We start from the raw sequence: 8,778 nt of genomic DNA on the forward strand, positions 1-8,778 counted from the left end.
GGTTCCAGTACCGCTCGGGTTCCGGGGTGATCCACGCCAGCCGGTGCACCTTGCGACGCAGTTCGGCGAACTCGTCGACACCCGGGGGCAAGCCGTTGCACCGCCCGTCGCCGACGACGACCACCGAGGTCCGGGAGTTCACATCGGTGCCGAACTCGGTCAGCACGCCGGCGAACACCCGGCCGTAGTCGCTGCTCGCCTCCAGGTCGATGCGCGGGTCGGCGAGCACCGACGCGAGCGCGTCGTCGTCGGTCCCGGCGAGGAGGGTGTCCGTGACGTCGACGGGCCGGTCCACGAACGCCAGGACCTGGCAGCGGCTCGCTCGACGGTGCATGGCCTGCGCCAGCCGGAGGGTGAAGGCGGTGACGGGTCGTACCGACAGCGACACGTCCGCGAGGATCAGCACCCGCACCCGGTCCGGGCGGGGCGCCTTCACCATGAGGTGGAAGGGTATGCCCTCGGTCCGAAGGCTCGCGCGCACGGTCCGTCGCATGTCCAGCCGGCCCCGCGCGAGTTCGCGCGGCCGGGGGCGCGAAGGCCCGCGCATCCGCCGAAGCACCTCGTAGCACGCCTGATTCACTTCGGCGCGGGTCGTGGCCGCCACCGTGCCGCTCGTGGTCTTCGGTCCTTTTTCGGGTCCGGCGGTCAGGTCCCGGGCGTCCGCCAGCGCGCCGACGAAGGCCTCGACCGCCTCCGCCAGCCGGTTCAACTGGGCCGCGGTGAGTGGTTCGGCCCCATCGGAATCGGCGTAGACCGTGCTCGGGTCGTAGGCGTCGAGCCACGCGAGGATCGATTCCGGGTCGTCCCAGGACAACGATCCGACGACGGCACCGCTCGTCGACGACGCCAGGTCACCGACGGCGGTGCTCGCCGCCCGCTCGACCTCCACCGTGTAGGTGACACCGCGTCGTCCGGATTCGGCTTCCGAATCGACGGACAGATCCGCGTCGCTCGACGTCATGCTGACATCGTCGTCGTCCTTGTGGGGGTTGAAACCCTTCTGCGCCTCGGGGGTGTCGAAGTGGTCGCCCACTTCGGCGGCACGCTCGTTGTATTCGGCGTACCGCGCCGTCTCCGCGTTGTCCGCGACCTCCAGCGCGGTGGGCAGGCCCTCCGCGAACTCGGTCCGGGACGGTGCACGCGCGTCGTCGGGTGCCGCGACGGCGACCGATGCGAAGAACACGTCGAAGGCGCGGTCGAAACCCGCCTGCTCGTACGTGTACTTCGCGCACACCGCACGCAGCGACGCCCTCAGCGTGGGCAGGTCGCGGCCGCCGATCAAGCCGAACACCCGGCGGACCTCGATGACCTCGGCCGGGGACGCGGCGACGCCGTAGCGGCGCAACATCTTTCCGAAGGTCGCCGCGAGCACGTCGAGGAGTTGCGCGGGAAGGGACGGGGAGGGGTCGGGCTGCCGGCGGAGCATCGTCAGCGCCTGCCCTGCCGACCCGCGCCGATGCCGCCGCGGTCGCGACCGCCGTGCCCGCGGAACACCGCGGTGGTGGTGTTGGCCGGCCGCGATGCGACCGTCACCCGCTCCACAGGCCCGGCCGGAGCGGTTCCGCCGTCGTCCGCCGGGAACGGCTGTTCGCCGGAGAGCCGGGTGCGGACCAGTTCGACGTCGCTGGTGTATTTGAGCAGGGCGGTGAGCAGGATGTCGCGGACCGCGGCCTGCGAACTCACGGCCACCCCCGTCGATTTCAGGACCACCGCCGCACGGGCCGCGTCGATGACCTCCGCGATGGACGGACTCTTGCGGAGCGGCAACTGCCGCAACGTGCGAGCCAGATCCACCACGTCCGCCGCGACGGCCTCCTCGACCTCGGGGGCCTTGGCCGTCACGATGTCGCGCTCACGCTGCGGTGTCGGGTAGCCGAGGTGGTAGTGCAGGCACCGACGCTTGAGTGCGGGTGACAGTTCGCGAGTGTCGTTGGACGTCAGGATCACCCACGGCGCCGACCGCGCGGTGAACGTCCCCACTTCGGGGATGGTGACCTGCCCCTCCGCGAGAACTTCGAGGAGCAACGCCTCCATCGACTCCTCGGTGCGGTCCACCTCGTCGACGAGCAGCACCACCGGTTCCGGCGACAGGATCGCCTCGAGCAGCGGACGGACCGACAGGAACTTCTCGGAGTACAACCCGAAATCCTGCGCAGCCAGGAACTGCGACGCCTCGGCGACGTCGTCGAACGCGGCCATCTTCTCGCCGATGCGGTCGCGCAACATCTGCACGTGCAGAAGCTGTTTCGCGTAGTCCCACTCGTACAGGGCCCGGTTGTCGTCGAGACCTTCGTAGCACTGCAGCCGAACGAGCTTCCGCCCCGAGGCCTCGGCCAGCGACTTCGCCAGCTCCGTCTTGCCGACACCGGCAGGCCCCTCCAGCAACAGCGGACGTTCGAGGGCGGTCGCCAGGTGGACGACCACCGCGAACTCGTCGTCGGCGATGTAGTCGACCTCGCGCAACGCTTCCTTCAGTTCCGCGCCGTCGGCGAAGCGGATGTCCACCGGTTCGGGGGCTGTGTGCGGTGCAGTCATGATCGGGGCGTCCGTCCTTCGTCAGCGGTGTGGTGGTGGGAACGCATCCGGAGCGGGGCCGGGCTGGGGTGTGGCTCCCGCCCCGGACGCGAGTTTCGGTGGGTCGGTCAGTACGCGCTGTTGATCGCGTGATCGACCACGGGGAGCATCGACTCGACCGTCACCTCGCGCGGGTTGCCCGGTGTGCACCAGTCGCCCTGGATGTGCTCGGAGATGGCCCGCACGGTCTTCTCGTCGCCCCGGATGGTGTCACCGCGACCCTCGTACTTCTTGGTGTTCATCTGGTTCTTGTCGTACGAGTCGGTGCGCACCTGACCGAAGTTGTCCGGAATGCCGACGTCCTTCGCCAGGCGGATGGCCGCCTCGACCGCCGCGTCCGCGGCCTGCACCGTGGTGAGGTTGCGGGTGTCGACCCCCAGCGCTCCGGCCAGCTGGGCGTAGCGCTCGTACCGCGACGGCAGGTTGTACTCCCAGACGCGGGGCAGGGCGATGGCGTTGTTCAGGCCGTGGTGGCTGTCGAAGAATGCGCTGACCGCGTGCGAGATGGAGTGCACGATGCCGAGGCCACCGGAGTTGAATGCCTGGCCGGCGATGTACTGCGCGTTCATCATTCCCTCGCGGGCCTTCAGGTTGCGCGGCTCGAACACGGCCTCCCGCAGGTTCTTCGCGACCAGTTCCACCGAGTACAGCGCGTTGCCGAGCGACGGCGCGAAGTCGAGACGCGACACGTACGGCTCACTGCCGTGCGCGAGGACGTCGAATCCGCAGTACGCCGTGAAGTGCTGGGGGYAGGTGTAGTACAGCAGCGGGTCGTCGATGGCGAGGGTCACGATGGTCGCCTCGTCGAATCCCACCCACTTGTGCGGGTTGTTCATGTCCGACGTGTCGGTGATGACGTACGCCCACGACGTCTCCGAACCCGTACCGGCCGTGGTGGATACGGCGATGTGGGGCGGGTTCTCCTTGTTGGTGGACTTCGCGAATCCCTCGAACTCGTTGATGTTGCGGCCGTCGTGCGCGACCACCACACGGGCGCCCTTGGCTGCGTCGTGGCTCGAGCCGCCGCCGACGGAGATGATCGAGTCGCACTTCTCCTTCTGGTAGAGCGCGGCTGCCTCCATGACGTTGTAGTCCTTGGGGTTGGACTCGACCTTGTCGTAGAGCACGACCTCGACGCCCTGGTACTCGATCTTGCCGACCAGTTCCTCGATGATGCCCGAGCCGCGCAGGCCCGTGGTCATGAGCAGGGTCCGCTTGAATCCGAGGTTCTTCGCCTCGACGCCGATGATGTCGTGGGCGCCCACTCCCATCAGTGCCCGCGGGAACGGGTGGAATTCCTTGATGGGGAAGTCCCAGATCTGGTTGAGCTCGATGGCCATGGCCGTCTCCTCGATTAGTCGATGTCGGATCTGAAGCGTTGTGGAAGGGGACGCAATTGATGTGATCGGCGTCTCACCTGGAACCCACTGTGACCTAGTTCGGGCCCCGGTTACAGGCCTGCGGGGCCGAACCGTCCGACCGCGGCGCACAAACTGCCCGAACGGGCAGGTACGGCCGGGCCGAGCCGGAGGGGGCGGCACTCGATAGGCTGTCCCCTTCATGCGGAGTCCACCCGCTAGGCAAAAACTAGAACCTGTTCTATATTTGGAGCAGGCAAGCGAGCGTTCCGGCGCTGCGGAGTACGGAAGGACTGCACACACGATGACGACTGTCGAGGTGCCGCACAGCTCACGATCGGTGGTGCTCACCGTGTCGGGCGTGGTCGAGGAAACCCCCGACTCCCTGTCACTGGTCTTCGACGTTCCGGCAGACCTCGCCGACAAGTTCGCCTACAAGCCGGGCCAGTTCCTCACCCTGCGCATCCCCAGCGACCGCACGGGATCGGTCGCCCGGTGCTACTCGCTGGCCAGCTCACCGTTCACCGACGACGCCCCCAAGGTGACCGTCAAGCGGACCGCCGAGGGCTACGGGTCCAACTGGCTCTGCGACAACGTCGCCGTCGGCGACACCCTCGAGGTCCTCCCCCCGTCGGGTGTGTTCACCCCCAAGTCACTGGACCACGACTTCCTGCTGTTCGCGGCAGGCAGCGGCATCACCCCGGTGATCTCGATCCTCAAGTCCGCGCTCACCGAGGGTTCCGGCAAGGTCGTTCTCTTCTACGCCAACCGCGACGAGAAGTCGGTCATCTTCGCCGAGGAACTCCGCACACTCGCGAGCCGGTACCCGTCACGGCTCGTGTCCATCCACTGGCTCGAGACGGTCCAGGGACTGCCGAGCGTCGATCAGCTCGCCTCCGCCGTCGCGCCCTACCTCAGGCACGAAGCGTTCATGTGCGGACCGGCGCCGTTCATGGACACCATCCACAAGGCCCTCGCCGACGCCGGGATGCCGCGCAGCCAGGTGCACGCCGAAGTGTTCAACTCGCTGGCCGGCGACCCGTTCCGTGACGCCGACGTCGTGGAGGTCACCGAGGACGAGGCCGCCGACGCCGCCACCGTGGAAGTCGAGCTCGACGGCGAGATCCACAACCTCAGCTGGCCCCGCAAACAGACCCTCGTCGACATCATGCTGGCCAAGGGAATCGACGTCCCCTACTCCTGCCAGGAGGGCGAGTGCGGGTCCTGTGCGTGCACCGTGCTCGAAGGCAAGGTCGAGATGGAGAACAGCGAAATCCTCGACCCCGAGGACATCGAGAGCGGTTACATCCTGGGCTGCCAAGCCCGTCCGGTCACCGATCACCTCAAGATCGAATTCTGACTCCGCTCACCCGAGCCGGCCGAAGCCGACGACGGCGGAGTCGCTCGACCAGTCCACTGTGTGGACGCGGATACGGCCGAACTCGTTGCCGCCGACCGTCGTAGCGGTGTCCCCGTCGACGGCGACGACGACGTTGGTGTGCTGGCCGACCCAGCTGCTGTTGTCGTAGAGCACCACGTCCCCGACGGTCGGGCGATATCCGCCACCGACCTCCTCGAACCGCGACTGCGATTCGTAGTACTCCTGCAACGTGTAGACCCCGGGAATCCGCCAGTGCCCGGAATTCGGATTCGACAGTGGCCGGCCGGCTTCCCGCATGATCCAGCTGACGAAGTCCGCGCACCAGGGCTCTTCGACCCCTTCGGAGTAGAACGTGCCCGGCCGCTGCCTGTCGTGTTCGGCCTCGAGCAACCCGACGATCCGTGCCTGCTGCGGCGACAACGCGGTCGTGTCGACGGCCGGGAATTCCGCGGTGTCCCAGGGCAGGTAGCGGTCCGGCGCCAGCCACAACACGCCTCCCGCGACGACGACCATCGCAGCGACGACGGCGCCGAGAATCACCCCGGCACGTCGGCGGCGGCGAGTGGGCGCGGGAGCAGTCATGCCACCGAATGTAGCGGGTATCCCGTCACCGCATCGCGCGGTAGCCCGCGCGCTCCTCGGCGGTCAGATGCTCGCACGCGTACGTCAGCGCGGTGCGGCCCATCGCCGCGGCGTGTCGGGTCGAGGAAACCGGTGAGCAGGTCGCGGTCGACCCGCTTACCGACCTCGCGCAGCATCCAGCCCGTCGCCTTCTGCGTGAGGTCGCGGCGATCACCGAGAACACGCTCTGCAACCTCCAGCGTCGTGGAGGCGTCACCCCGGCGGATGAAACCGAACGTAGTGAGCAGCGCCACGCGGCGCCGCCAGAGGTCGTCGTCCGCGGCCAGCGCGAACACCGGGTCCCGCGGCCGGTCGTACAGCCACGCGCCCAGGATCCGGTCGGCGGACGAATCCACCAGATCCCAGTTGTTCACCCGCCCCCGCAGCACCAGGTCGAGGTAGAAGGACGCGATCTTCTCGCGCAGGGCGTCGTCGCCTGCCTTCGCCGCCCGGTCGAACTGCGTCGCGAGCACCAGCAGCCCCGCCAGTCGATGCTCGTGCACCGGACTGTCGAGGAGCACCGTCACCTCCGGAAGGTCCAGATCGGCGTGAGCACGAACCACGCTGCGCGTCCCGGGAACCCGCACACCGATGAAGACGTCGCCCTCCCCGTATTCCCCCGGACCGGTCTTGAAGAACCGTGCCAGATTGACGGCGTCGGCCTCGTCCGACAACTCGTCGAGTGCGCGCTTCACGTCGTCCGCGGTGGAAGTCACGAAGGCACTGTCCCACAGGTGACCGACAGTCGCCGCGACAGTGGGGGCGAAGATCACGAAACATACTCTGACCTGCGGTTTGCGTTATCCGACTGCAATGATCCAGGTATTGATCGGTCGGTCAATCAGGCGTGTACTCGAGGTGGACACAATCCATTTTCGAGGAGGCTGGACATGAGATCGTGGAGTCGTATGCAAGATGTGGTGGCGATCGTGATCGGAGCCTTCGCGGCGCTCTCGCCGTTGTGGCTCGACACCAACAACGCCGCGATGTGGTCACTCATCGTGCTCGGTGTACTCGTGGCCCTCTCCGGTCTCGTCCATATGAGCCGCCCGGAGATGACTGTGGCCGAGTACGCGATGGCCGTCTTCGGAGTGCTGTTGTTCCTCTCCCCGTGGGTGATGAACTTCGACGCATTCACGGGCGCGTCGTGGACCGCATGGGTCGTCGGTGTCCTGGCAGTCGTCGTGGCTGTCACCGGGTTGCCGATGATGAGTTCCCGGATGCACGGACACGGAGGGCTGGCGACACATCACTGATCCGTCGACCACAGCACCGAGAACATCGATTGGGGCGGGGCACAGGCTTACGGCCTGTGCCCCGCCGTTCACGTCCGGAAAGGCCCATGCCAACACCCCATCTCGGTAAGCCCGGTGGCCCCCAACCGCGGAAAGGCCGGCGGCGGCGCAGCGCGAAGATCGACGGCGACGCCCGGGAACTGATTCTCGACGCTGCCGAATCCMTCATCGCCGTACACGGATTCGATGCCACGTCCACCGCATCGATCGCCGCTGCCGCGCACGTCCCGAAAGGACTGGTGTTCTACTACTTCCCCTCCAAGACCGACATCCTTCTGGCGCTGCTGTCCGAAAGGCTGCCGACCGAACCCTTCGGCGACGTGGGCCCCCTGGTGACCCCGGGTGACCCCGCCGCCAGCCTCGTCAACCTCGACAACGCGCTGAATCTGCGCGACCACCACTCATCGGTGATGCGCGTGATCATCTGGCGCGAGGCCGAGACCCACCCGGACGTCCGTGCGCACCTGCGACGGTTCCGCGACTACCTCAGCGACATCACCGAGCGTCTCCTGCAGGCCAGTTCGCCCTACCCCGTGCAACCCGGAACTCTCCGGGCCTGCGCGACGGCGTGGGTGGCCGCGATGTTCTCCGTGGCCGGCAACGACCGCCTCCACGACCTCGACGACCTGCCGCGACGGCACGGCGAGGAACTCGGCAACGTCGCACGCGTCGTGGCCGCCGGGATGGTTCAGCTCGGCTGAGAACGCCCCGCCGCCAACAGCTGACCGGCGGGGAACGCCTCGGCGCTCGCGGGCAGCCGCCCGGGCCTGCCGCTGAGGAAGACCTCGACGGTGCCCTCCCCCGCGCTCGGGCGGTTCAACGCATCGATGCGACGGAGAGTCTGCGTCGCCACCGCCTCGGCGCTGTCGAACAACCGCACCCCGGCGGGGAGCTGCGCCGCGATCTCGTCGGCCATCAACGGATAGTGGGTGCAGCCCAGCACCACCCCGCCCACATCGTCGGGTGTGCGCTCCACGGCCGAGGCGATCGCAGCGAAGGCCGCGTCCCGCTCGCCGCGGTCGATCGCCTCGGCGAGGCCGTGGCACGCGACACCCACGACGGAACTGCCGTTCCCGAACTTCGCGATCAGATCCGCCTGATACCGGCTCGCCGTCGTTGCCGCGGTCGCCCAGACGGCCACCGACTCACACGCGGCAGCCGCCGGTTTGATCGCCGGAACCGTGCCGACGACAGGAACTGCCGGTCCGACGAACTCCCGGACGTGGTCGAGCGCGGTGACGCTCGCCGTGTTGCACGGCAGCACGATCACCTCGGCTCCGCGGTCGAGGCAGCGCTGCGCGGTCGCGAGAACGCGGTCGATCACCCACTGCTCCGGCTTGGGACCCCACGGAGCCCCGTCCGGATCCAGAGCGAGGATCAGATCCAGGTCGGGTCGCAACTTGCGCAGCCACGCCGACGTCGGCAGCATGCCGAGACCCGAGTCGATGAGCGCAACAATCACCCGGAGAATCTATCGCGCCCCCGCCCGGCCGCCTACGCCGACGCGGCCTCGAGGACCTCGCCGATCGGAGTTCCCGCCGCGATCTTG

General features: G+C 67.9%; 8 protein-coding genes and 1 pseudogene. 3 read left to right on the forward strand and 6 right to left on the reverse strand.

The window, feature by feature from the left end; genetic code table 11:
• From madC to mdo, 3 genes are all read right to left on the reverse strand, one after another.
• A partial coding sequence (madC, locus tag AC1D1G_RS36900; protein ID WP_477956014.1) for a MadC family VWA domain-containing protein occupies positions 1-1,426 on the reverse strand: 1,426 nt, incomplete at its 3' end.
• A 2-nt stretch (positions 1,427-1,428) separates the two neighbouring features.
• On the reverse strand, positions 1,429-2,535 hold the full coding sequence (locus AC1D1G_RS36905) for a MadB family AAA-type ATPase (RefSeq protein WP_283354171.1): 1,107 nt from the start codon (positions 2,533-2,535) through the stop codon (positions 1,429-1,431).
• A gap of 107 nt (positions 2,536-2,642) precedes the next feature.
• A complete protein-coding gene (mdo, locus tag AC1D1G_RS36910; RefSeq protein ID WP_477956015.1) occupies positions 2,643-3,914 on the reverse strand; it encodes an NDMA-dependent methanol dehydrogenase in 1,272 nt (423 codons plus the stop codon).
• Positions 3,915-4,236: 322 nt separating this feature from the next.
• Between mdo and AC1D1G_RS36915 the strand changes: the two genes are divergently transcribed.
• Complete coding sequence (locus AC1D1G_RS36915; RefSeq protein WP_477956016.1) at positions 4,237-5,292, forward strand: 2Fe-2S iron-sulfur cluster-binding protein; 1,056 nt, start codon at positions 4,237-4,239, stop codon at positions 5,290-5,292.
• 6 nt (positions 5,293-5,298) lie between these two features.
• On the opposite strand, the gene AC1D1G_RS36920 is transcribed toward AC1D1G_RS36915, so the two are convergent.
• Both AC1D1G_RS36920 and AC1D1G_RS36925 read right to left on the reverse strand, forming a co-directional pair.
• On the reverse strand, positions 5,299-5,895 hold the full coding sequence (locus tag AC1D1G_RS36920) for a CHAP domain-containing protein (protein ID WP_280783570.1): 597 nt from the start codon (positions 5,893-5,895) through the stop codon (positions 5,299-5,301).
• A gap of 25 nt (positions 5,896-5,920) precedes the next feature.
• Positions 5,921-6,650, reverse strand: a pseudogene (locus AC1D1G_RS36925) (DNA alkylation repair protein).
• A 174-nt stretch (positions 6,651-6,824) separates the two neighbouring features.
• On the opposite strand from AC1D1G_RS36925, the gene AC1D1G_RS36930 reads away from it, so the two are divergent.
• A complete protein-coding gene (locus AC1D1G_RS36930; protein WP_025432213.1) occupies positions 6,825-7,190 on the forward strand; it encodes an SPW repeat domain-containing protein in 366 nt (121 codons plus the stop codon).
• Between the two features lie 86 nt (positions 7,191-7,276).
• Positions 7,277-7,930 carry a TetR/AcrR family transcriptional regulator gene (locus tag AC1D1G_RS36935; protein WP_477956019.1) on the forward strand — a complete coding sequence of 218 codons (654 nt, stop codon included), beginning with the start codon at positions 7,277-7,279 and terminating at the stop codon, positions 7,928-7,930.
• Here AC1D1G_RS36935 and AC1D1G_RS36940 read toward each other — a convergent pair.
• The gene (locus AC1D1G_RS36940; RefSeq protein WP_283332930.1) at positions 7,918-8,691 is read right to left on the reverse strand and encodes a glutamate racemase; all 774 of its coding nucleotides are present in this window, start codon (positions 8,689-8,691) and stop codon (positions 7,918-7,920) included. The genes AC1D1G_RS36935 and AC1D1G_RS36940 overlap by 13 nt on opposite strands.
• Between the last annotated feature and the right edge of the window lie 87 nt (positions 8,692-8,778).

This window comes from Rhodococcus sp. P3_B8 (assembly GCF_056402775.1).